The 237-nt window shown below is 67.5% G+C and carries 1 protein-coding gene; it reads right to left on the bottom strand.

The window, feature by feature from the left end; all coding sequences use genetic code 11:
• A partial coding sequence (locus SB772_RS45390) for a hypothetical protein (RefSeq protein WP_410839201.1) occupies positions 1-210 on the bottom strand: 210 nt, incomplete at its 3' end.
• Positions 211-237 lie beyond the last annotated feature (27 nt).

Here is a 237-nt window from a genome sequence, read left to right as displayed (position 1 = left end):
CATCAGCTGGATGACCCTGGGGTCCACACCCAGCAGCAACGCCGCCCAGAGGCCTCCCCACATCATGGCGAGGAGGGCCATGGCCGGGCGGACCAGGCGTAGGAGCCGGATTTGGGCGAAGTCGAATCCGTTACCGCCGCGGGCTCGCAGGCGCCGCCATGAATGGAGCCCGGTTTCGCCGCCCAGCACGAAGAACAGCGGCACGATCATGAACACCCACCCCACGGGGTCGAACCA

The sequence above is a fragment of the Paraburkholderia sp. SIMBA_030 genome (assembly GCF_046535245.1).
Taxonomy (GTDB): Bacteria; Pseudomonadota; Gammaproteobacteria; order Burkholderiales; family Burkholderiaceae; genus Paraburkholderia.
The sequence above is the reverse complement of the archived record's forward strand: the minus strand, read 5'-3'. Positions and strand labels throughout refer to the sequence as shown.